The sequence below is a fragment of the Neptuniibacter sp. QD48_11 genome (assembly GCF_047778095.1).
In the GTDB taxonomy this organism is placed as follows: domain Bacteria; phylum Pseudomonadota; class Gammaproteobacteria; order Pseudomonadales; family Balneatricaceae; genus Neptuniibacter.
Genome location: NZ_CP180551.1, coordinates 694872 through 715825, shown reverse-complemented (window position 1 = coordinate 715825; position 20954 = coordinate 694872). Strand labels below are relative to the sequence as shown.

Below are 20954 nucleotides of genomic sequence, written 5' to 3'. Positions count from 1 at the left end.
TGGTAACTAAACTCTTGTACCTAACACTATGCCCTTAGAACGCAGATGCTCCAATGTACTTAAACCGCCTGAAACCACTTGGGATGGATCAGGATGCTGCATCTCACTCGCGATTTGCTGTAACGCCTGCTCACCTGTGAGTGATTCATCTTCAGATAACAGATACAACAACCGTCCAGTCACTGAATTAACTTCCATAAACTGCACTTCATCTTCGCGATTACGGTAAGCAATCAAGAAAGTTGGTGTGTCTGATGGTTCTGTCGGCTGATAATCTGGACGTACACAATGTACCGGATACTGATAAGAGAGAAGCCAAGCCAAAGGCGATTGCACGGGATGTTGCGTTAACAGATCGCCATTAACATCAACATATTGCAAAGGTAGCTCTATCTCTGACGCATCTAATGCGAGTTCAACCCATTCATAATGAATCAGCTCTAATAGAAACGCTGGATCATCTGCCTGTGGTTCTCGCTCATTTTGAACGTAAGCAATAAATTCCTGACCAATCTCAAGAAAGTAAGGCGTATGACAACGATGTTTATCAAAAAAACCGCGCGCCAACTTAGTCCAATACTCTTTCGAACTGATCTGTTTTAAAACCGGGAAATTGCCAGACAAAAAACCTTCAACATTATTGAAGAAGAGGTCTCGGTATATACCCATGCGACGGTCTTCGATACCATCAGGACCATCATTCTCATCGGGATTCCGAATATGTGCAGCAAACTCGTATTGTAGCTGCTGGAACTTAGGCATTTCAGGCAACGGTTTGTGCATGGCGCATCTTCCATTGATTTTGATAGGAACGAACCTGATCTACCTCAGCTAATAGTTCAGGCAGCGGAGGAATATTAAAGTCACGCTCTAATAACGTCGGCACTAAACCAAATTGGTCATATGTAGATTCCAACAAAGACCAAACTGGATCAACAACAGGCGCTCCATGCGTATCAACGATAAGGTCTTCAGCCTCGTTGTAATGACCTGCGATATGAAGATACATGATCCGTTCAGCAGGCATTGCCCTTAAGAACGCCTCAGCATCATAGCCATGGTTGATACTGTTTACATAGATGTTATTAACATCGAGCAACAGATCGCAGTCAGCTTCTTCCAAGACAGCTAACAAAAATTCTTGCTCGGTCATCTCAGCACCAGGCGCTGCATAGTACGAGACGTTTTCCATCGCAATTCTTTGCTCAAGCACATCTTGAACCTGACGTATCCGCTCTGCTACGTATTTCACCGCTTCAGCAGTAAAAGGGATCGGCATCAAATCATAAAGATGACCATCATCAGAACAGTAGCTGAGATGTTCAGAGTAACCGCGAATGTTATGTTCTTTTAGAAAGGCTTTAAGGCGAGTCAAAAAATCCATATCTAAAGGCGAAGGGCTACCGATAGATAGAGATAGACCATGAGCCATAAAAGGGTGTTTTTCGGTGTATTGTTTAAACGCTTTACCGAAACGCCCACCAAGCCCCATCCAGTTTTCCGGCGCGATCTCTAGAAAATCAAATCCATTTGGATCAATTTCTTTTAATGTCTCGGACATACAACGGCGAAAGCCGAAGCCTGCCCCAGTAACGGGATAGCGGTCTTTATTCATAAAACACCTAGCCTTTAAGTCAAAAGACCCTGAGGGTTCAGGGTCTCTATTAAGTACTACAAAGCGTACTTGGGCTTATTTAGAACCGCCACATTTACCTTCGCCACACTTGCCTTCAGACTTAGCAGTTTTGTCACCACCACACTTGCCTTCACCGCATTTGCCTTCAGATTTTGCAGCTTTGTCACCGCCACATTTACCTTCACCGCACTTGCCTTCAGACTTAGCAGCTTTATCACCACCGCACTTACCTTCACCACATTTGCCTTCAGACTTATCAGCTTTTTTACCGCCGCATTTACCTTCACCGCACTTGCCTTCAGACTTCTCAGCTTTCTTACCACCGCACTTACCTTCGCCGCATTTGCCTTCATTCATAGCAACTTGCTGGCTATAACCAGAAGATAGATCAGTTGTAGCAAATGGGTTTTCTGCAGCTGTCGCAACAGGCGCCGCAACCATACCAGTCATAAATGCTGCACCAACAGCGGCAACCATAGGTTTTACAGATGTATTGTTATTAGCCATTCTTAATTCACCCCAAAATTGAACAAAATTTATTATCTTGCGTTAGTTGTAAAACTCAGAGCCTGTCACGAGCTCTTGCGTTTGTGACTACAGCTTGTGAATAAAGTTTCACCAAGTTCTAAATTAAGTGAATTTTTTTTCATAATCACTCATTTTTTATTAGCTTTTCGCTTATTTATTAACATGTTACAAAAAAATCATATTTTAGAGCTTTCTTACATAACAATCGTTCAGAGATAAAATAAGAACTTGTCTTGATCAAAAATTTTAAGCAGGCTCTAATACTCCTAATTAAAAAATTTCGATTAAGGGCACTCCTAAGCATGATCACTTCTGAGCAGGTTTCTTTTGACCAGCAACACATTTGGCACCCCTACTCATCCATGATTAATCCTCCCGCGGTTTACCCTGTCGAATCGGCTAGTGGCGTTAAATTAAAGCTAAGTAACGGCAAAGAACTTATCGATGGGATGGCATCGTGGTGGTCGGTTATTCACGGCTATAACAATCCAGAATTAAACCAAGCAGCACATGAACAGATCGATAAAGTGGCGCATGTCATGTTTGGCGGCCTTACTCATGAACCTGCAATCAATCTCTGCCAAAAGCTGGTAGAGATGACTCCTGCCAATCTCGATAAAGTGTTTATCGCAGACTCAGGCTCTGTTGCCGTTGAAGTCGCTCTTAAAATGGCAATTCAATATCAACACGCCCGCGGTAAGCCAGAAAAACATAAGCTGCTTACCATTAAAAATGGCTATCACGGTGATACCTTTGGTGCGATGGCCGTATGTGATCCGGTTACGGGCATGCATGAAATTTTTACTGGTGTACTACCACAACATTTCTTTGCGCCAGCTCCTCAAACAAAATTTGAACAGAGCTGGGATGAAAGCGATATCGCTCCTTTACGCCAATTACTTGAACAACATCATTCAGAAATAACAGCACTGATCTTAGAGCCCGTTGTTCAGGGCGCAGGCGGTATGCGCTTTTACTCACCGCAGTATTTGAAAGAAGCTCGCGCACTGTGCACTGAATTTGATGTATTGCTTATTGCCGACGAGATTGCGACTGGTTTTGGTCGAAGTGGTAAGCTGTTTGCGTGTGAACATGCAGGTATCGAACCTGATATTCTTTGTCTGGGTAAGGCGATTACCGGCGGTTACATGTCTTTAGCAGCTACACTGACGACAACACATATCGGTGAAACAATCTCCGCAGGTGGTGCAGGCTGCTTTATGCACGGACCTACGTTTATGGGCAACCCTCTAGCATGCGCTATTGCCAATAAAAGCTTAGAGTTATTAGTTAAAAACGACTGGCAGACAAACGTCACTCGAATCGAAGCCGGATTAAAAGCAGGCTTAGCACCAGCAGCGGAGTTAGATAATGTACATGAGGTACGTAGCTTAGGCGCTATTGGCGTCATCGAGATGAAAGAAGCTGTTAATACTGCCGAGATTCAAAAGCTATTTATAGAGCGCGATTTGTGGATAAGACCCTTCGGGAAACTGGTGTACGTGATGCCACCTTACATCATGACAAACGATGAATTAGAAAAGCTCACCTCTGGAATGGTAGATGCTGTCTCAGTTTACAAACCTTAAGGATTAGATATGGCTCGCATTAAGCTAGATATGCCTGACAACTATATTTTTTCCACAGAATTACCTGTGCGAATCAGTGATATTAATTACGGTGGCCATCTAAGTAACGATGCCATGCTCTCTATCGTGCATGAAGCGCGCATTCGCTTCCTCAGCCATTATCATTATGGAGAGTTAGATATTGAAGGGCTTGGCCTTATCATGACTGACTCGGCCATCGTATATAAAGCAGAAGGATTCCATGGTGACCAACTGCAAATCGATATCGCATTAGCCGATATTAATAAGTATGGATTCGACTTTTTCTATCTGATAACCAACAAGAAAACTGCTGTTGAAGTGGCACACGCGAAAACGGGCGTCGTTTTCTTTGACTACGAAAAACGTAGTGTTACTGCTGTGCCAGAAGCTTTTATTAACAAAGTTATTAAAGACGCTTAAGCAAATATTCCTACACAAAAAAAGGGGCACTCAATGCCCCTTTTTCATAATAATTTAGCCTTCAGGCTTTTCGCTTTGCCCTGGCGGCTCCCGATGTTTCGCCGGTTCAGCTAACTCTTCATTTACGCTGCCTTTATGAATTTTTACTTGCAGGTGTAATGCTGTTTTCGCCAACATCATTGCACTTACAGGCGCTGTTATGAAAAGGAAGATCGTAATCAAAAGCTCGTGAGCACTCACGCCACCATTACGGTAGGAAGTGATCAACATCGAAGCTATAAGAATAGCCCCCATACCTAAGGTTGTAGCTTTCGTCGGTGTATGCAAACGCATATAAAAATCAGGCATTTTCATTAAACCGATCGAGCCTAAAAGAACAAAAGCTCCACCCATTAGCAGCAATGCCGAGCCAATTAGCTCAATATAAAAACCCATGCTTAATTCCTACTCAATGATGTCGCCACGTAACAGATATTTACACAATGCCGCTGTACTTACGAAACCTAACATTGCAATCAAAAGAGCCGCTTCAAAATAGAGCGATGTGCCCATAATCAAGCCAAACAAAAGGATCAAAGCAATACTATTTATATACATAGTATCCAACGCCAAAATGCGATCTGGCTGATCTGGACCATTAAACAAGGTTACAAGGTTGAGCGTCATCGCAATCACAACCATGGCTGTAGCAGCAATAAGACAGAACATTAACATCCGAAAATCTCCTTCAATGGCTGCTCGTAGCGCTCTTTAATCTCTTTTATAGTTCCCGCCTCATCCACAAGGTTAAGCGCATGCACGTATAACCATTTCTGGTCGATGGAAACTTCAGCGCTTACTGTTCCTGGCGTTAAAGAGATCGTACTGGCCAATACAGTAATAGGAAAGTCGCCCTCTATATCCAAAGGAATCGCTAGAAAACCAGGCTTCAAATGTTTAGCAGGCCCAAGCACTTGAACAGCCACTTCAAAGTTTGCAGAGACAATATCTCCTAAAACTTTTAGAGCATATAAGACCACTTGAACTGGTTTGTTTATATTTAAACGGTGAAGTTGAGTTCCTCTTAACAGTAAAGGAATGCCAATCGCTAAGATAGAAGCTAGTACCAGATGACCCGGTGCGATCGATTCATTCAGCAACAGCCAAACGACAAATAAAATTAAGCTTTGCCAAGGCATTGGAAAGATCATACTCATACCTTAACCTCCATTCTCATTTGACGCTGGCAGCAACATATAAGGATTTTCTGCTTGCTGATAAATTTGGTTCGCGGTTTCCTGAGTAAACTCAGTCACGGGACCACCAAAGATCACCAATAGCGGCGACATCACAAGCAGGAAGAAGACCGCAACAAACTTCACTTTTGGTAATTTTTCACAGTGGTTTGCATCACCGCTAACTCGCCAAAACAAAGTAGAACCGCCTCGCGACATCGCGACAACACCCATCAAGCTAGCAAGCAAAATAGCAGACCATGCCCAAGCCATCTCTGCAGGCTCCACAGCCGTTTGCAGTATCATCACTTTCCCCAAGAAGCCTGAGAAAGGCGGCAAACCAATCATTGATATAGCAGCTAGCGCAAATGCAATTCCAAGCGGAAGCGACTGACACATTCTACGAGAACGAGCAAAACGATCTGATACTTTACCCCTCTGTTCAGCAATAGCATCAGCAAGCAGGAACATCGCGCCAGTAATAAGCGTTGAATGGATCAGATAATAAAGTGCCGCGGATGCAGATTCAGGTGTATTGATTGCCAAAGCACACAGTAGCGTACCGACAGAAACAATCACTAGATTAGAAACCAACATACGCAATGTCTGACTTGCTAGAGCGCCTATAGCACCCATAACGAGTGTCAGCACCGCGATCGGCCATAACCAAGGACCAGCAAGGTTAGCTAACTCGCCAGCATAGTCGCCAAAAACAACGGTAAAGATACGCAAAATACTGTATATACCTACCTTGGTCATAATCGCGAATAACGCGGCTACAGGTGCGCTAACACTCGAGTAGGTTCTCGATAGCCAGAAGTGCAGTGGGAACATCGCAGACTTCAAACCAAAAACAAGTAAAAGCATCATACCGCCGATTTGTGCGAGCAATTTATCCTCGCCAGACAAGGTACGAATTTTCACTGCCATATCGGCGATATTTAGAGTTCCCAAGACCCCATACATAATCCCTAGTGCGAACAGAAATAGCGCTGAACCCACGAGGTTTAACGTTACATAATGTACGCTCGCCAACGTCTTCTGCTTACCACCGCCGTGAACAACCAACGCATAAGAAGCAAGCAACAGCACCTCGAAGAATACGAACAGGTTAAAGATATCCCCTGTAAGGAATGCTCCGTTAATCCCCATCAACTGGAACATAAACAGCGGATAGAAGAACATACCTGCTCGATCATCCCCTGCGGCACCATAGAGCAAAGCACCAAAGGCTAGAACCATGGTCAGCAAGATCATCAAACTAGATAAGCGATCAGCAACAAGAACAATACCGAATGGCGCTTGCCAGTTACCTAACTGATAAATGGTAATTTCACCGCTACCCGCCGTAATCAGCAATTGAATTGCGACAATTAAAGTAACTGCTGCACCAACAAAAGTGATGAACCTCTGACGGTTTAGCGTCGTAGAGAAAGGCGGCAACATCATAAGCACCGCCGTTAGCATTGGCAGTAAAACAGGTAAAATCGGAAGATGCTGCATCATTTCGACTTATCCTTCTTCTCAATATCCAAAGCTTTTTCACGCCCATCAACATGGTCATTACCCAAATCCGCACGAGCCCTCATCGCTAAGATGACCGCGTACGCCGTCATCGCAAAGCCAATCACGATGGCAGTCAGAACCAATGCTTGAGGCAGAGGATCGGCATATTGTTCAGACGAGCCTAAAATAGCAGCCCCATTAACAACCAGTCGACCGCTGGAGAATAGGAAAAGGTTTACAGCATAGGACAGCATTGTCAGTCCCATAACTACAGGGAACGTACGACCTCGAAGAGTCAGAAAAATACCGCAGGTCGTTAACACACCCACGCAGAGCGCATACATTAATTCCATTACAGGTTCTCCAACTCACGAGCGTCTACTCGTTCTGAAGTTGTCAATTTACCTAGGTTTGCCAAAATCATCATGGTTGCACCAACAACAGTGAGATAAACACCCAAGTCAAACAACATGGCACTCGCCAGCTCAAATTTGCCGACCCAAGGCCATTTGAAGTAATCAAACCATGAAGTTAGGAATGGACGATCGAATATGAAACTACCGACCCCGGTCATAAATGCAATCAACAGACCGGAACCAATCAGCGCCTGATATTTCAGACGAATGTTCTCTTTCATCCATTCAACACCATTCGCAATGTACTGCTGGATTATTGCCACGGCCGTGATAAGGCCTGCAATGAAACCACCGCCCGGTTCATTATGGCCGCGCAAGAAGATGTAAACTGAGACCAGTAACGCCAAAGGCAGTAACATCTGAGAAATCGTCGACAGTACCATTGGATGGGAATCAGTGCTCCAGTGACGGCCATGCTCATCACCAGAAGGCATGTAAAGACGCATACGAACAATCAGTTTATAGATACCCAACGCTGCAATACCCAGTACCGTAATTTCACCAAAGGTATCAAAACCACGGAAGTCCACCAGAATCACGTTAACCACGTTTGTTCCGCCGCCACCTGTTTTACTGTTCGCAACGAAGAAATCAGAGATCGATTCAAGCGGACGCGTCATCATTGCGTAGTTAACCGTACCAATGATGCCACCGATCAATGCCGAGATACTGAGGTCACGAACCAAACGTCGAGGAGACGATTCTTTCGGTGTAGTCTTAGGCAAGAAGAACAATGCAAGCATCAACAGGATGACGGTTACTACTTCTACAGCCAACTGCGTTAGTGCAAGGTCTGGCGCAGAGAAACGAGTAAAGGCTACCGACACGATTAGACCTACGACAGAAAGCATCAGTAGAGAGGTTAAACGTTTTCTGTGCCAAACCATGGTCGCAATCGCAGCCAGGATCAACAGCAAAGCGGCTGTACCCGAAGCATAATCAAGCGGTATTTGTGATCTATTCCCTGCGGTTTCTTGTAAATAAACCAGAGGCATAACTGAAACCGCGAAGATCATAAACAAGAAAATAGACAAATAACGTTGTAGTGAACCGTTTTCAATCCACTCATTGACTGCGCGAGTTGAGTTAACCAGTCTTTGCACCCAACCTTCAAATACCAATTTAGAATCTGGCTCTGGGAATTGGCCTTGGAATTGGAAAAGCTTTTTACGGTTGTAGTAGATGATAAAGCCACCGAGCATGGCCAGCACACTCATCAACAACGGTACGTTAAAGCCGTGCCAAATCGCTAAGCTAAATTCAGGCATTGGGCCTTGCAAAGTAGCGATTGAAGCTGCATTCAGTAGATCAATAACAACGATGCCTGGAACCAAGCCCACAACAATACAAATAGCGACCAGGATTTCTACCGGTACTTTCATGTAGCGAGGCGGCTCATGCGGTGTTTTCGGCAAATTAACCGGCTCACCATTAAAGAAAACATCATGGATAAAACGCAATGAATACGCTACAGAGAAAGCCGCACCTACTGTCGCCAACACCGGTATCACCCAAGAGAGTGAACCTAGGGTTGCTTGATCCAATGCTTCCGTGAAGAACATCTCTTTAGATAGGAAACCATTTAGCAACGGCACACCTGCCATAGACGCAGCAGCGATAATCGCTAAGGTCGCGGTATACGGCATATATTTCCACAGGCCATTTAGCTGACGCATATCACGTGAACCAGCCTCGTGATCGATAATACCCGCCGCCATAAAGAGCGATGCTTTAAAGGTCGCGTGGTTAATGATATGGAAGATTGCAGCGACAGCAGCCATTCGTGTATCCATACCTAACAACAGCGTAATCAAGCCAAGATGACTGATTGTTGAATAAGCAAGAAGGCCTTTTAAATCATGCTTAAAGAGCGCGATATAGGCACCGACTAACAGCGTACATAGACCTGTGATACTCACAATCAAGAACCACATATCTGTTCCAGATAGTACTGGGTAGAAACGCGCCATCAGGAAGATACCCGCTTTTACCATCGTCGCTGAGTGAAGGTATGCACTTACAGGAGTTGGAGCTGCCATCGCATTTGGGAGCCAGAAGTGGAATGGGAACTGAGCAGATTTTGTAAAAGCCCCCAAAAGCACTAACACCAAGATAAATGGATACTGAGCAGATTCTCGAATTAAGTCACCACTATCGAGCACTGCTTGAAGATCATAACTGCCAACTACTTGGCCAATTAGAATCACGCCTGCTAACAGTGCTAAACCACCCGCACCTGTTACAGTCAGCGCCATACGCGCGCCTTTACGTGCTTCTGTTTTATCTGACCAGAAGCTAATAAGCAGGAAAGAACTAATACTAGTCAATTCCCAGAAGAACCACATTTGAATCAAGTTGCCCGAAGCAACGATCCCCACCATAGCGGTCATGAACAGCATCAAATAGGCAAAGAATTTACCTATAGAGTCTTTCTGGGATAAGTAATACCGAGCATACAAAATGATCAAAAGACCGATGCCCAATATCAACAATAAGAAAAGGAAGCTTAAACCATCGAGCCTGACAGATAGTTCCAAACCAGCCGCAGGCACCCAATCAACAGCGTGAGCAAACACCTCGCCTTGAAGTAACTGTGGACTGATAGAGAGAACTATTCCTAAAGCAACCGCAGGTGCAATCGCAGTTAAAATAGTACAGACGGTTCGACTAAAACGAGCAGCATACAATGGCACAAGGCTGCCCAATAAGGGTAATAACAATACCGCAAACAATTTCATACGTGTCTTTTTCCGGTTAATCCCATTACCAAGAATGGATAGAAATGCGTTTTCACTACTTTGTAACCACCCTAACGTAAGGGCATGAAAACAACCCAATTTTCTATGTTTTTATTCACACTGTCCATGGAAACTCACCTTCCTAAACCCCAATATTCACCAATAAAGTGGGTATTTATCTACATATGAATTTAATAATTTTTTTCGAGCCGTTTCTCACTTAAAAGAGCACTATAGTTGGGCAAACATCAGCACTATTCTAGTGCAAAAACACGCCCTATCCAGATTATTTAGATGTAACGACAGTACCGAATACTAACAACAATAAAACACTATCAGCTTAGCAGTTATTAGAATAACTCTATGATAATTAATTAAAAAGCCAAGATCAGAGTATCAACTTCAGACACTATATCAACCCCAAGTACTTTTAATCATCCATACCAGCATATTGCGCATAGACATCAGGAGCCAAGTTTTCAAACTTAGTGTACTTACCAATAAAGGCCAGACGACTCGTACCGATTGGGCCGTTACGCTGCTTACCAATGATAATTTCAGCCACACCCTTGTGCTCTGAATCTTCGTTATAAACTTCATCGCGGTAGATAAACATAATCACGTCAGCATCCTGCTCAATCGCACCCGATTCACGCAAATCTGAGTTTACAGGGCGCTTATTCGGACGCTGCTCAAGCGTACGGTTAAGCTGAGACAAGGCAACAACAGGACATTCAAGCTCTTTCGCTATCGCCTTCAAAGAACGAGATATTTCAGAAATCTCTTGGGTACGACTTTCAATACCCGGGGTTTTCATCTGCATTAACTGCAGATAGTCAATCATGATCAGAGATAATGGACCATGCTCACGCACGATTCGACGAGCACGGGTACGCAATTCGTTAGGACTGATACCTGCCTGATCATCAATAAACAAAGGCTTATCACGCATCATATTGACGGCTGTTGTAAGTTTTGGCCAATCCTCTTCTTCCAACGAACCAGTCCGCACTCGCGTCTGATCGATACGACCCAACGAAGACAACATACGCGTCATCAACTGTTCCGCAGGCATCTCCAAACTAAATACCAAAACTGGCTTATTACTCGCCATTAAGGCATTTTCCACCAAGTTCATGGCAAATGTGGTTTTACCCATCGAAGGACGTGCAGCAACAATAATTAGGTCCGAAGGCTGAAGGCCTGCCGTTTTGGCATCAAGATCATCAAATCCGGTAGTTACACCGGTCATATCCCCATCACTGTTAAATAAGGTATCAATTCGATCTACTGCTTTTTTCAGTAGCTCATTTACACCTTCAGGACCGCCTTGATTAGGGCGGTCTTCCGCAATTTGGAAGATCTTTTGCTCTGCGGAGTTCAAAATCTCTTCGGAAGATTTGCCATCGGGATTAAAGGCATCATCGGCGATTTCATTGGCTGCCGAGATCATTTGACGCAAAAGGGAACGGTCGCGAACAATTTCAGAATAAGCACGGATGTTGGACGCACTTGGCGTGTTCTTAGCAAGCTCGATCAAATAATCTAGCCCGCCCGCACTTTCTAGATCACCGGTACGATCCAACTCTTCAGATAAAGTAACAACATCAATCGGATTACCATCGTTAACCAGCTTCCGCATCGTACGATAGATTTTGCGATGCTCCTGACGATAGAAGTTATCATCTAGGACCACCTCAGAGACGGTATCCCAAGCATTGTTATCTAGCATCAAACCACCCAAAACCGATTGCTCAGCTTCCATAGAATGGGGAGGCACTTTGATCCTTGCTAGATCTTCATCCGTTAGTTCACTTTTTTCCATCATTCACAACAGCCTAAAAACAAAAAAGCACCGCATGGAAAATCCACGCAGTGCTTTATAGTACAGTACAGTACAGCTTAGCTAAAGACGATTACTCGCCTACAACAGCAAGCTTAACTGTAGCAGTAACTTCTGGGTGTAGTTGAATAGCGATGTCGAATTCACCGATAGCGCGTAGAGCACCTTCAGGAAGACGAACTTCACTCTTATCAACGTCTGCACCAGCAGCAGTTACAGCGTCAGCGATGTCACGAGTACCGATAGAACCGAACAACTTACCTTCGTCACCACACTTAGCAGTGATAGTAACTTCTTTCTCGTTCAGCGCTTCAGCACGCGCAGTAGCAGCAGCTAGTTTTTCAGCAGCTGCAGCTTCTAGCTCAGCACGACGCTCTTCAAATTTAGCAACGTTAGCTTCAGTTGCAGGAACAGCTTTGCCCTGCGGTACTAGGTAGTTACGACCGAAACCGCTTTTTACGGAAACTTTGTCACCGAGGTTACCTAGCTTACCAATTTTCTCGAGCAGAATAACTTCCATCTCGTAAACCTCTTTTGTTCTGCAAAGAATTGCAGTCCTAATTCTTAACTGGAATTCGCGCCCTGATATCGACAAAACTATCAATAGCAGCCGCAAATACCAGCAGCGTAATCACATACGGTCCCATAAAGAAGGCTGCAACATAAAAGGCAACCAACCAAGACCTTCCTAAATCACGTTTAGCCAAACTGCCATGCACCAATGCGATACCCGCAATGATCCAAGGTAACAGCAACAGTGGTAACCAGCGTAACGACTCCAGATCTAACTGGTAGCAAACGAACGATGCCGCTATTAACACTCCTGTATACAGCTGAGGCAGTCTCAATACATGAAACTCTCGCTGAAAACCGCTCGGGTTGTATAACCCAGCTTGCCAAGAGCGCGCCAGCATTACACTGACAAGCATCATTACCGTATGCACTGATGTTAATCCGCCCAACATGAGCTGCCTTAGCTGCTCAGGATCAAGCTTAACCTCTTGGTTAGCCTGACTAGCTGACTGCACTAAAAACTCATCCAACCGTTTAATTACTTCGTCGAGATAGCTGCTAAGCATTATATCCATGCCTACGCTCGCTATAGCTCCTACAGGCAGTGCAATCATCAGCACTTTCGCCCAAGAAACTGTCTCTCTCAAAGTAATTGCAAGGATATAAGTTCCTACAATTACAGCCAGTGGTGTCGGATCAGACACACTGTATGCCCAGACTCCAGCAGGCAACAATGCCCAAACCAGTAATCCGGTGCCTTCACTTCGGCCTTTACGTAAAGTAACCAAAGCGACGGCAGCTGCACTTACCCAATATAGTAATGGCAGCAAGGCGGCGATAACCGCCACAAAAGCCGCTTGTTTACGGCCTTTCATGACCAATTTGGCCAAGGCACGCATAGCGACTCTCCTACCTAATTACTGATGGCTATCAGTGTAAGGTAGTAGCGCTACGAAACGAGCACGCTTGATAGCAGTTGCCAGCTGACGCTGGTAACGCGCTTTAGTACCTGTAATACGGCTAGGTACGATTTTGCCAGTTTCGGTGATGTAACCTTTTAGCGTGTCCAGATCTTTGTAATCGATCTCTTGAACACCTTCAGCCGTAAAACGGCAGAACTTACGACGGCGGAAAAAACGAGCCATTGTATCTCTCCTCAGAAATTAAATTACTCAGCAGCTTCTTCAGAAGCTTCCGCAGCAGGTGCTGCTTCTTCAGCTGGCTTTTCAGCAGGCTTTTCTTCACGGCGAGGCTTACGCTCTTCGCGAGATTCAGCAGCTTTGATTGGAGAGATCTCAGTGATCGCTTCTTTACGACGGATAACCATGTTACGCAGAACAGCATCGTTGTAACGGAATAGGTTTTCCAGCTCGTCTAGTGTTTCCTGACCACATTCGATGTTCATCAGGACATAGTGTGCTTTATGAGCATTGTTGATTGGGTAAGCCAACTGACGGCGGCCCCAGTCTTCTAGACGATGAATTGTGCCTTCTGCACCTTCAATTAGAGAGGTGTAACGCTCAACCATCGCAGAAACCTGCTCACTCTGGTTCGGGTGAACCAGAAATACGATTTCATAATGACGCATTTTAGCTCCTTTCGGGTTAATAGCCCCCTGACCACACCATGTGGTAGGCAGCAAGGAGATTGGAAATAGTTCTCCAAAGGACGCGTAATTCTACGCGCCTAACAAGAGCTATGCAAGGAAAAGACTAGCAAGAGAGGCATTTAGAAACATCAACTCACTTGATGCATCGACACATAAGCACCCAGCTTCTCACCGGAGGTATCAAATAGCGGCTGACCACTAACATAAACACGTTTAGGCTCGCTCGTATTTGAAACAATAACGATCTCTAGATTTGAGATATGCTCACCATTCAACGCCCTAAATATTGGCCATTGCGATTTATCCAGCTGAGTTACACCATCCGCCGCAAACAGCTTAAAGGGAGCATCTTCAAAGCGCTCAAGATGAGCACCTTCAGCCAAGCCCCTGAGCTGATTTACCACACGGTTTGAATAAACAAAACGCCCCTCAACATCACAAACCACAACACCGCTATCAATGTTGGCCAATACCGCTTCCATAAAGTGTGCCTGCTGAGTCAGACGTTTTCTCAAAGCTTCACTTTTTTGCTGATTGTCTTTTAGGAAACTAACCAAACCCTTAAATGCATGAGTCGTATCAGAGATATCATGAAATATACTGGCGCCAGCATCGATATTAACCTCCAGCTGCCCCTTTTTAACCGACTCAACACTCTGCTGTAATCTAACAATCGGACGCGACAATGAACGTGCAAACCAGATACCCACAATCAAACTGAGTAGAGTTATCCCTCCAGCGACAATAAAGTTAAATTTCTGATTTGCTTTAATTTCTGTAAGGAAGTCATCTTCAGGTACATATAGGCCTAATAGCCAAGGCCAGTTATCTGAAAACGGCGTAAATACCGCGTGGTATTTTTTCCCTTCGTGCGTATAGCTAGTATTCAACGACGTGTTCAAAACATACCAACCCGGAGCACGTTCGAGCGAATCAACCGCTGCGCGAGTTGCTTTATTACTCAGCTCACCAACCTTCAACAGACGTTTAACCTCTTCATTCTGAGCATAAGTACCCTGAAGGTTACGGTGCGCTATCACATCGCCGTTATTATTCATAATCAACGCAGAAGCATGCTCACTTAATTCGAGGTAACCCAAAAAATCTGATAGAGCTGATAGGTCGATATCTACTCCGACAACGCCGATGAGCTCGCTATCCTTAGTAAATACTGGACTGGCTACGGTAATTCCCGGTGTTTGAGAGGTAAAAAACAGATAGGGGTCCGTCCAAGTTTGCTGCCTTTCACCTAAAGCTTTCGTAAACCACGGCCGCGTTCTTGGATCATAAGAATCAAATGGATCTTCAGCTGTTTTCACCAGCTCTTGATCTTGACCAAACCAACGATTAACGACAGTTCTTTCCCCAGCCTCTTCATTGATACGCTTAATTTGGTATGGACTTATTTCGGAGCTTCTACGTACAAAATAGAAATCCCCATCAAGGTTACCGTAATAGATACCTGCAATATGAGGGAACAACATAAGCTGTTCGAAGAAATACTGCTCCATCTCATCGGGGCTCTCTTCGCTTACAACCTCGTTCCGAGCCAAGCTCTGGGTCAGACTTACAGCAGAACGCGCTGGAGAAAGGAATTCTTCAGAATGCTGGATAACTTCGCGCGATAGATTACGCATTAATTTTTGGGCATGGCCTATTAGGACCTGCTCAGTGGTGATATAGGACGAGGCCAGAATCACACAGACCGTTACGATCTGCAGCGTCACTATACCTATAGCCAGCGTTTTAGATATCGATAAGCGCATCGCCCCACCAAATCCCCTAGATCTTACCTATACAAGCCCTTTTAGGAGATAAAAATCAAACCCTACATCCATCGAAAAGGGGCACAATAACCTTAAAAAACAAGCAACTAACTAAATAACATTGCAACTAATATAGCGGATAAATAGTGAGACTCCAGTAAAAAATAAAAAAGGCCACTAAAAAGCAGCCCTTTATCAGGAAAATCACTCAAAAATGAGATTATTCTACTTCAACAATCTCAAAGCTGTGGGTGATTTCAACACCGCCTCGCTCAAGCATCAAGGATGCAGAGCAATATTGTTCAGCCGACAACTTTACAGCACGCTCCACTTTCTTCTCGCTCAAGCCCCGACCACTAACTACAAATTTTATGTGGATTTTAGTAAAAACTGCTGGTACTTCGTCAGCGCGCTCAGACTCAATTTCTGCAACACAATCAACTACATCTTGACGCGTTTTTTTCAAAATACCCACAACATCGTAGCTAGTACAGCCACCCAAGCCTAGAAGCATAAGCTCCATAGGGCGAGGCCCCTGCTTCAGCTCGCCATCGATCATTAGATCAAAGCCAGAACCGGTTGTGCCTTGAAAACGCACATCACCATCCCATTTAACCTTGGCACTCATACTCATAAAGCTACAACCTTACTCAAACAATTCTTTTAATTTTTGGCCTGGATTTTCAGCACGCATAAACGCTTCACCTACCAAGAAGCTATGAACATTATGTTCGCGCATTGCCTGCACATCTTCGCGACTATGGATACCACTTTCAGTAACGACAATTCGATCTTCTGAAATAGAGCTCAGCAAATCATAGGTATTATTTAACGTCACCTCAAAGGTATGTAGATTTCGGTTATTAATACCAACCAACTTATTATTTAGCGGAAGAGAACGCTCTAATTCATCAGCACCATGAACTTCAATTAAGACGTCCATTCCCAACTCAAGCGCCAAACCATTCAAATCAGCCATTTGCTGATCTTCTAAGGCAGAGACGATCAATAAGATGCAGTCAGCACCAATAGCACGCGCCTCATATACCTGGTATGGATCAACAATAAAGTCTTTACGGATAATCGGTAAACAACAGGCTGCACGTGCCTGCATCAGATACTCTTCGCTACCGTGGAAATAATCTTTATCCGTCAAAACCGACAAACAACTTGCACCACCCAACTCATAAGATTTAGCAATATCAGCTGGCACAAACGGATCTCTCAACAATCCTTTAGACGGACTATGCTTCTTTGCTTCAGCAATAACCGCAGAACGCCCTTCAGCAATCGCTTTTTCCATATTTGCAACAAAACCACGAGGATCGAAATCACTCCCCTTTTGATCTGCAATACGCGCTTTAAGATCAGCAATAGAAACTTTTGGCTGTCGCTCTGCAACTTCTTGCGCTTTACGGGCAAGAATTTTCTTTAAAATCGTTGGTGTATCTGACATCTTTTAACCCTTAAACGCCTGACTAAAGTCAGCCAATTCTTTAACTTTAGATGCAGCCGCACCACTCAAAATCGTCTCTTTAGCCAACGCCACGCCCTCTTTAAGGCTAACGGCCTGATCCGAAACATAGAGAGCCGCACCAGCATTGATAGCAATCATATCAACTGCTTTAGCATGCTCACCGGCAAAAGCTGCTTGAATCATTTCCAAACTTTCAGCAGAGCTGTTTACCTGCAACCCTTCTAGCGTTTGCTTGCTAAGCCCAGCATCCTCAGCGGTCAAAGTATACTCTCTCACTTCACCGTCTTTCAGTTCAGCCACATAAGTATCACCAGCCAAACTAATTTCATCCAAACCTTCTGCCGCGTGTACAACCATCGCATGAACTGCACCTAATGCCTGCAAAGCCTCAGCTAGAGGGCGGCAAAGTGTTTTATCAAATACACCCAACAAGTAATGCTTAACACCTGCAGGGTTAGTCAAAGGTCCCAAGATATTAAATAAGGTTCTTAGAGACATCTCTTTACGAGGACCAATCGCATACTTCATTGCACTGTGATGCTGAGGAGCAAACATAAAGCCCAAACCGATCTTCTCAATACATTGTGCGATCTCTTCAGGCTTAAGCTCTAAATTAATGCCCGCAGTTTCTAACAAGTCAGCAGAACCGGAGCTAGAAGAGACAGAGCGATTACCGTGTTTAGCAACATGACCACCAGCCGCAGCGACAACAAAAGAACAAGCACTAGAAACGTTAAACAGATTCGCGCCATCACCACCGGTGCCAACGATATCAACGGCGTTAGGCACATTAATATCCACTGGCGTTGCTAGCGATCGCATTGCATCAGCTGCACCAGTTATTTCATTGACGGTTTCGCCTTTCATACGCAAAGCGATCAATAAACCACCGATCTGTGCATCAGTCGCCTGTCCTGTCATGATCTGATTCATCACAGCACGCATATCTTCTTGGCAAAGGTCTTGACGATCCACAACCAAAGCTAATGCTTGTTTAATATCCATTGATTATCCTTAGTAATTTCAAGCTGCAGGCTTAGTGCGTTTCAAGAAGTTAGCCAATAAATCATGGCCTTGCTCCGTCAAAATAGATTCAGGGTGAAACTGAACTCCCTCAATATCTAGAGTCTTATGTCTAACACCCATAATCTCATCGAGATTACCCAGTTCATCTTGAGTCCAAGAGGTCACTTCCAAGCAATCCGGAAGCGTATTTTGATCAATTACAAGCGAATGGTAGCGAGTCACTTCTACAGGTTGTGCTAGCCCTTCAAATACACCGGCGTCTATATGATGAACAGGAGAAGTTTTACCGTGCATCACCTGCTTAGCTCGCACTATATCGCCACCAAAAGCCTGACCAATACTCTGATGACCTAAACAGATCCCAAGAATTGGCAACTTACCTGCAAAGTGTTCAATTGCGGCTACAGAGACACCCGCTTCATTTGGGGTGCATGGGCCTGGAGAGATGACAAGATGATCCGGATTCAGCGCTTCGATCTCTTCAATCGTAATTTCATCATTACGATAAACACGCACATCAGCGCCAAGCTCACCCAGATACTGAACTACGTTGTATGTAAACGAATCGTAGTTATCGATCATTAATAACATTATTCAGCCCCTAATAAGATGAAATTAGCTGATTGATTTTGCAATATCATAGATTATCCAAGCCTCGCTCAACCATAGCAACCGCACTGAAGACTGCACGGCCCTTATTCATGGTTTCTTTCCACTCCAAACGCGGCACAGAATCAGCTACAACACCTGCACCTGCTTGAATATGCAGCACTTCATCTTTGATAACAGCTGTGCGAATTGCGATCGCTGTGTCCATATTACCATTCCAAGAAAGATAACCTACCGCGCCACCATAAACGCCGCGCTTCACAGGCTCCATTTCATCGATAATTTCCATCGCACGTACTTTAGGAGCACCACTTAAGGTACCTGCTGGTAAAGTTGCACGCAGCACATCCATCGCAGAAACATCCGGCTTCAGCTTGCCGTTTACATTCGAAACAATGTGCATAACATGGGAATAGCGCTCAATAACCATCTTATCAGTTAACTCAACCCCACCAATTTCAGCCACACGGCCAACATCGTTACGGCCCAGATCAATCAGCATCAAGTGCTCTGCGATCTCTTTCGGATCTGCCAGCAATTCTTTCTCCATCGCTAGATCTTCTTCTGGCGTCAAACCACGCTTACGTGTGCCGGCTATTGGACGAACACTCACCTGATTATCTTCCACACGTGCCAATATTTCAGGAGAGGAACCAACCACATGAAAATCATCAAGATTGAGAACATACATGTAAGGGGAAGGGTTAAGACAGCGTAGCGCTCGGTATAGATCTAACGGCTTGCTTTTAAAAGGAATCGACATGCGCTGAGAAATAACGCATTGCATGATATCGCCATCAAGAACGTACTCCTTGATTTTATCCACAGAATCTTTAAAAGCCTGCTCTCCATAGCTCGACTTAAATTCTGTTTCCGATACTTCGCGTTGTTGTTCTGCCGGTGTTGCTTCGTAAGGCGTAGCTGCATGAAGCTTCTCTACCAACTGATCAAGACGCGCCTGCGCTTTCTCATAAGCTTGATCTTCAGCTGGATCAGCATGTGAGATCAAGATCAACTTGCCTGCAAGGTTATCAAACACAACAACCTCATCAGACACCATCAACAAAATATCAGGTGTACCCAACAGGTCTTCAGGGCAGCTATCTTTTAAGCGTTTTTCAACATAACGTACGCAATCATAACCAAAGTACCCGACCAGACCGCCATTAAAACGCGGCATCCCCTCTAACTGCGGTACGCGGTAGCGTGCTTGAAATGTCTCTACAAAATCCAAAGGATCAGACATCTCCAGCTCTTCTATAACCTTACCGTCTTCTGTAATTGAGATTTTTTCGCCATGTACTTTCAAAATCGTCCGACAAGGCAAACCGATAATGGAGTAACGCCCCCATTTCTCACCACCTTCAACAGATTCTAAAAGGTAGCTATACGCCGTATTAGCCAGTTTTTTGTAGGTAGATAAGGGCGTATCCAGATCGGCTAAAACTTCACGTGTAACGGGAATGCGGTTGTAATTCTGCGCGGCTAGTTCCGCAAATAATTCAGGAGTCATGTCTCTATCTCATAATGCCAAAAACGATAATAAGGGCGATCTGAGCAGACACTAAATAAAAGAAGGGACCAACTTTATGAACTAACGCATTAGAAGGAAAAGCAGCGAGATCTATCTATGCGCCAAAAACCAACCCTAACAGTGCCTGCTGATTAAAAAATCAGGCACGCCATCGCCATCGTTCACCCACGTACGGGAGACGATCTTTTTCAGCATTATTTTTCACGGTCGCTGTAGCAAATAGCATCACGGCAGGTTTAATTAAATTTATGAATAGCCAAAAGATATAGCAGCACCCTATTTGAATCAACTACCACCGCCTAGTATTCATACATTAATTGAGGACTTTTGCTGTTTTTAATCCCAAAGAACAACGCAAAATGCAATCAAATAGAAGAACCACAAAAGATATAAACCTTCGCCAGCAGAAGTGATAGGCAAAAAAAAACCCCGACAAGCGGGGTATACAAGTGCTGTGATAAGAATCAGCCAAGTCAGAAAAGCGACTTGGCGGTACAAGCCATTGATAA

The 20954-nt window shown here is 44.5% G+C and carries 22 protein-coding genes; 2 read left to right on the top strand and 20 right to left on the bottom strand.

Features of this window, described 5'->3' with window-relative positions; genetic code table 11:
- Positions 1 to 6 precede the first annotated feature (6 nt).
- The 3 genes from ACMXYU_RS03130 to ACMXYU_RS03120 form a co-directional block, all read right to left on the bottom strand.
- Positions 7 to 783, bottom strand: a complete 777-nt coding sequence (locus ACMXYU_RS03130) for a DUF2063 domain-containing protein (protein ID WP_415900151.1) — start codon at positions 781 to 783, stop codon at positions 7 to 9.
- The gene (locus ACMXYU_RS03125; RefSeq protein WP_415900150.1) at positions 764 to 1615 is read right to left on the bottom strand and encodes a DUF692 domain-containing protein; all 852 of its coding nucleotides are present in this window, start codon (positions 1613 to 1615) and stop codon (positions 764 to 766) included. Before ACMXYU_RS03125 ends, ACMXYU_RS03130 begins: the two co-directional genes overlap by 20 nt.
- A gap of 75 nt (positions 1616 to 1690) precedes the next feature.
- A complete protein-coding gene (locus tag ACMXYU_RS03120) occupies positions 1691 to 2143 on the bottom strand; it encodes a hypothetical protein (protein WP_415900148.1) in 453 nt (150 codons plus the stop codon).
- Positions 2144 to 2466: 323 nt separating this feature from the next.
- Between ACMXYU_RS03120 and bioA the strand changes: the two genes are divergently transcribed.
- Together bioA and ACMXYU_RS03110 are read left to right on the top strand one after the other, a co-directional pair.
- Positions 2467 to 3753, top strand: a complete 1287-nt coding sequence (gene bioA / locus ACMXYU_RS03115) for an adenosylmethionine--8-amino-7-oxononanoate transaminase (RefSeq protein WP_415900147.1) — start codon at positions 2467 to 2469, stop codon at positions 3751 to 3753.
- Positions 3754 to 3762: 9 nt separating this feature from the next.
- The gene (locus ACMXYU_RS03110) at positions 3763 to 4194 is read left to right on the top strand and encodes an acyl-CoA thioesterase (RefSeq protein WP_415887012.1); all 432 of its coding nucleotides are present in this window, start codon (positions 3763 to 3765) and stop codon (positions 4192 to 4194) included.
- Between the two features lie 54 nt (positions 4195 to 4248).
- On the opposite strand, the gene ACMXYU_RS03105 is transcribed toward ACMXYU_RS03110, so the two are convergent.
- The 17 genes from ACMXYU_RS03105 to trpE form a co-directional block, all read right to left on the bottom strand.
- Positions 4249 to 4629 carry a Na+/H+ antiporter subunit G gene (locus ACMXYU_RS03105; RefSeq protein WP_415900146.1) on the bottom strand — a complete coding sequence of 127 codons (381 nt, stop codon included), beginning with the start codon at positions 4627 to 4629 and terminating at the stop codon, positions 4249 to 4251.
- Positions 4630 to 4638: 9 nt separating this feature from the next.
- Entirely contained in the window at positions 4639 to 4908 is a 270-nt protein-coding gene (locus tag ACMXYU_RS03100) for a K+/H+ antiporter subunit F (RefSeq protein WP_415883529.1), read from the bottom strand.
- The gene (locus tag ACMXYU_RS03095; protein ID WP_415900145.1) at positions 4902 to 5390 is read right to left on the bottom strand and encodes a Na+/H+ antiporter subunit E; all 489 of its coding nucleotides are present in this window, start codon (positions 5388 to 5390) and stop codon (positions 4902 to 4904) included. The genes ACMXYU_RS03100 and ACMXYU_RS03095 overlap by 7 nt, the downstream gene beginning before the upstream one ends.
- Before the next feature lie 3 nt (positions 5391 to 5393).
- Positions 5394 to 6911, bottom strand: a complete 1518-nt coding sequence (locus tag ACMXYU_RS03090) for a monovalent cation/H+ antiporter subunit D (RefSeq protein ID WP_415901095.1) — start codon at positions 6909 to 6911, stop codon at positions 5394 to 5396.
- Positions 6911 to 7267, bottom strand: a complete 357-nt coding sequence (locus ACMXYU_RS03085) for a Na+/H+ antiporter subunit C (protein WP_415883527.1) — start codon at positions 7265 to 7267, stop codon at positions 6911 to 6913. The genes ACMXYU_RS03090 and ACMXYU_RS03085 overlap by 1 nt, the downstream gene beginning before the upstream one ends.
- A complete protein-coding gene (locus ACMXYU_RS03080; protein ID WP_415893439.1) occupies positions 7267 to 10068 on the bottom strand; it encodes a monovalent cation/H+ antiporter subunit A in 2802 nt (933 codons plus the stop codon). The genes ACMXYU_RS03085 and ACMXYU_RS03080 overlap by 1 nt, the downstream gene beginning before the upstream one ends.
- A 430-nt stretch (positions 10069 to 10498) precedes the next feature.
- Positions 10499 to 11893, bottom strand: coding sequence for a replicative DNA helicase (gene dnaB, locus ACMXYU_RS03075; RefSeq protein ID WP_415901094.1), 1395 nt, complete (start codon positions 11891 to 11893; stop codon positions 10499 to 10501).
- A 91-nt stretch (positions 11894 to 11984) separates the two neighbouring features.
- Complete coding sequence (gene rplI / locus ACMXYU_RS03070; RefSeq protein ID WP_415883525.1) at positions 11985 to 12431, bottom strand: 50S ribosomal protein L9; 447 nt, start codon at positions 12429 to 12431, stop codon at positions 11985 to 11987.
- Between the two features lie 37 nt (positions 12432 to 12468).
- Complete coding sequence (locus tag ACMXYU_RS03065; RefSeq protein ID WP_415900144.1) at positions 12469 to 13323, bottom strand: hypothetical protein; 855 nt, start codon at positions 13321 to 13323, stop codon at positions 12469 to 12471.
- Positions 13324 to 13341: 18 nt separating this feature from the next.
- Positions 13342 to 13569 carry a 30S ribosomal protein S18 gene (rpsR, locus tag ACMXYU_RS03060; protein ID WP_007020960.1) on the bottom strand — a complete coding sequence of 76 codons (228 nt, stop codon included), beginning with the start codon at positions 13567 to 13569 and terminating at the stop codon, positions 13342 to 13344.
- Positions 13570 to 13592: 23 nt separating this feature from the next.
- On the bottom strand, positions 13593 to 14012 hold the full coding sequence (gene rpsF / locus ACMXYU_RS03055) for a 30S ribosomal protein S6 (protein ID WP_415883523.1): 420 nt from the start codon (positions 14010 to 14012) through the stop codon (positions 13593 to 13595).
- Positions 14013 to 14161: 149 nt separating this feature from the next.
- The gene (locus ACMXYU_RS03050; RefSeq protein WP_415900143.1) at positions 14162 to 15799 is read right to left on the bottom strand and encodes a cache domain-containing protein; all 1638 of its coding nucleotides are present in this window, start codon (positions 15797 to 15799) and stop codon (positions 14162 to 14164) included.
- Between the two features lie 220 nt (positions 15800 to 16019).
- Entirely contained in the window at positions 16020 to 16427 is a 408-nt protein-coding gene (locus ACMXYU_RS03045) for an OsmC family protein (RefSeq protein WP_415884634.1), read from the bottom strand.
- An 18-nt stretch (positions 16428 to 16445) separates the two neighbouring features.
- Positions 16446 to 17255, bottom strand: coding sequence for an indole-3-glycerol phosphate synthase TrpC (gene trpC / locus ACMXYU_RS03040; RefSeq protein ID WP_415900142.1), 810 nt, complete (start codon positions 17253 to 17255; stop codon positions 16446 to 16448).
- A 3-nt stretch (positions 17256 to 17258) separates the two neighbouring features.
- On the bottom strand, positions 17259 to 18281 hold the full coding sequence (gene trpD, locus ACMXYU_RS03035; RefSeq protein WP_415900141.1) for an anthranilate phosphoribosyltransferase: 1023 nt from the start codon (positions 18279 to 18281) through the stop codon (positions 17259 to 17261).
- Between the two features lie 18 nt (positions 18282 to 18299).
- Positions 18300 to 18893: an aminodeoxychorismate/anthranilate synthase component II gene (locus ACMXYU_RS03030; RefSeq protein WP_415900140.1), complete on the bottom strand. Its 594-nt coding sequence runs from the start codon at positions 18891 to 18893 to the stop codon at positions 18300 to 18302.
- A 46-nt stretch (positions 18894 to 18939) separates the two neighbouring features.
- Positions 18940 to 20424, bottom strand: a complete 1485-nt coding sequence (gene trpE / locus ACMXYU_RS03025) for an anthranilate synthase component I (protein WP_415900139.1) — start codon at positions 20422 to 20424, stop codon at positions 18940 to 18942.
- Positions 20425 to 20954 lie beyond the last annotated feature (530 nt).

Bases quoted from the DNA above. Each gene is read 5' to 3' on its own strand.
- ACMXYU_RS03130 (WP_415900151.1), bottom strand. From the start codon at position 783: ATGCACAAACCGTTGCCTGAAATGCCTAAGTTCCAGCAGCTACAATAC.
- ACMXYU_RS03125 (WP_415900150.1), bottom strand. From the start codon at position 1,615: ATGAATAAAGACCGCTATCCCGTTACTGGGGCAGGCTTCGGCTTTCGC.
- ACMXYU_RS03120 (WP_415900148.1), bottom strand. From the start codon at position 2,143: ATGGCTAATAACAATACATCTGTAAAACCTATGGTTGCCGCTGTTGGT.
- bioA (WP_415900147.1), top strand. From the start codon at position 2,467: ATGATCACTTCTGAGCAGGTTTCTTTTGACCAGCAACACATTTGGCAC.
- ACMXYU_RS03110 (WP_415887012.1), top strand. From the start codon at position 3,763: ATGGCTCGCATTAAGCTAGATATGCCTGACAACTATATTTTTTCCACA.
- ACMXYU_RS03105 (WP_415900146.1), bottom strand. From the start codon at position 4,629: ATGGGTTTTTATATTGAGCTAATTGGCTCGGCATTGCTGCTAATGGGT.
- ACMXYU_RS03100 (WP_415883529.1), bottom strand. From the start codon at position 4,908: ATGTTAATGTTCTGTCTTATTGCTGCTACAGCCATGGTTGTGATTGCG.
- ACMXYU_RS03095 (WP_415900145.1), bottom strand. From the start codon at position 5,390: ATGAGTATGATCTTTCCAATGCCTTGGCAAAGCTTAATTTTATTTGTC.
- ACMXYU_RS03090 (WP_415901095.1), bottom strand. From the start codon at position 6,911: ATGCAGCATCTTCCGATTTTACCTGTTTTACTGCCAATGCTAACGGCG.
- ACMXYU_RS03085 (WP_415883527.1), bottom strand. From the start codon at position 7,267: ATGGAATTAATGTATGCGCTCTGCGTGGGTGTGTTAACGACCTGCGGT.
- ACMXYU_RS03080 (WP_415893439.1), bottom strand. From the start codon at position 10,068: ATGAAATTGTTTGCGGTATTGTTATTACCCTTATTGGGCAGCCTTGTG.
- dnaB (WP_415901094.1), bottom strand. From the start codon at position 11,893: ATGGAAAAAAGTGAACTAACGGATGAAGATCTAGCAAGGATCAAAGTG.
- rplI (WP_415883525.1), bottom strand. From the start codon at position 12,431: ATGGAAGTTATTCTGCTCGAGAAAATTGGTAAGCTAGGTAACCTCGGT.
- ACMXYU_RS03065 (WP_415900144.1), bottom strand. From the start codon at position 13,323: ATGCGTGCCTTGGCCAAATTGGTCATGAAAGGCCGTAAACAAGCGGCT.
- rpsR (WP_007020960.1), bottom strand. From the start codon at position 13,569: ATGGCTCGTTTTTTCCGCCGTCGTAAGTTCTGCCGTTTTACGGCTGAA.
- rpsF (WP_415883523.1), bottom strand. From the start codon at position 14,012: ATGCGTCATTATGAAATCGTATTTCTGGTTCACCCGAACCAGAGTGAG.
- ACMXYU_RS03050 (WP_415900143.1), bottom strand. From the start codon at position 15,799: ATGCGCTTATCGATATCTAAAACGCTGGCTATAGGTATAGTGACGCTG.
- ACMXYU_RS03045 (WP_415884634.1), bottom strand. From the start codon at position 16,427: ATGAGTGCCAAGGTTAAATGGGATGGTGATGTGCGTTTTCAAGGCACA.
- trpC (WP_415900142.1), bottom strand. From the start codon at position 17,255: ATGTCAGATACACCAACGATTTTAAAGAAAATTCTTGCCCGTAAAGCG.
- trpD (WP_415900141.1), bottom strand. From the start codon at position 18,281: ATGGATATTAAACAAGCATTAGCTTTGGTTGTGGATCGTCAAGACCTT.
- ACMXYU_RS03030 (WP_415900140.1), bottom strand. From the start codon at position 18,893: ATGTTATTAATGATCGATAACTACGATTCGTTTACATACAACGTAGTT.
- trpE (WP_415900139.1), bottom strand. From the start codon at position 20,424: ATGACTCCTGAATTATTTGCGGAACTAGCCGCGCAGAATTACAACCGC.